Source organism: Escherichia sp. AM3 (genome assembly GCF_032029835.1).
Taxonomy (GTDB): Bacteria; Pseudomonadota; Gammaproteobacteria; order Enterobacterales; family Enterobacteriaceae; genus Escherichia; species Escherichia coli.
Genome location: NZ_JAVUPQ010000393.1, coordinates 1 through 930, shown reverse-complemented (window position 1 = coordinate 930; position 930 = coordinate 1). Strand labels below are relative to the sequence as shown.

The 930-nt window shown below is 45.9% G+C and carries 1 protein-coding gene; it reads left to right on the top strand.

Features of this window, described 5'->3' with window-relative positions:
• Nucleotides 1-40: 40 nt before the first annotated feature.
• Nucleotides 41-930, top strand: an 890-nt coding sequence (locus RTW80_RS26110; protein ID WP_312720983.1) for a glycoside-pentoside-hexuronide (GPH):cation symporter, incomplete at its 3' end; no start/stop codon positions are given.

The following is a 930-nucleotide window of genomic DNA, read 5'->3' as shown; positions in this document are numbered from 1 at the left end:
ATAATACACGACGCCCTGCGGGGCGTTATAAGGAGTGATTATGTCTGACCATAATCCACTGACATTAAAACTGAATCTGCGGGAAAAAATCGCCTATGGTATGGGCGACGTCGGTTCGAATTTAATGCTCTGCATCGGTACTCTGTATCTCCTCAAATTTTATACCGATGAATTAGGGATGCCTGCTTACTATGGCGGGATTATCTTTCTGGTGGCGAAGTTTTTTACCGCGTTTACCGATATGCTCACCGGATTTTTACTCGACTCGCGGAAAAATATTGGGCCTAAAGGCAAATTTCGTCCCTTTATTTTATATGCAGCGGTTCCGGCGGCGTTAATTGCAACGCTCCAGTTTATCGCCACCACCTTTTGTTTGCCGGTTAAAACGACGATTGCCACCGCGCTGTTTATGATGTTTGGACTTTCATACAGTCTGATGAACTGCTCGTATGGTGCGATGATCCCGGCAATTACCAAAAACCCGAATGAGCGCGCGCAGCTCGCGGCTTACCGCCAGGGTGGTGCAACCATAGGGCTATTGATTTGTACCGTGGCGTTTATTCCGTTGCAGTCGCTTTTTTCTGACTCAACCGTCGGTTATGCCTGTGCGGCACTTATGTTCTCCATTGGCGGCTTTATTTTTATGATGCTGTGCTACAGAGGCGTCAAAGAGCATTATGTGGACACAACGCCAACCGGACATAAAGCCAGTATTCTCAAATCATTTTGCGCGATATTTCGGAATCCGCCATTGCTGGTTTTATGCATTGCTAACTTGTGTACCCTGGCGGCATTTAATATCAAACTGGCGATTCAGGTCTATTACACCCAGTATGTGCTGAATGATATTAATTTATTGTCGTGGATGGGATTCTTCAGTATGGGATGCATCCTCATCGGCGTATTACTGGTGCCATTAACTGTAAAATG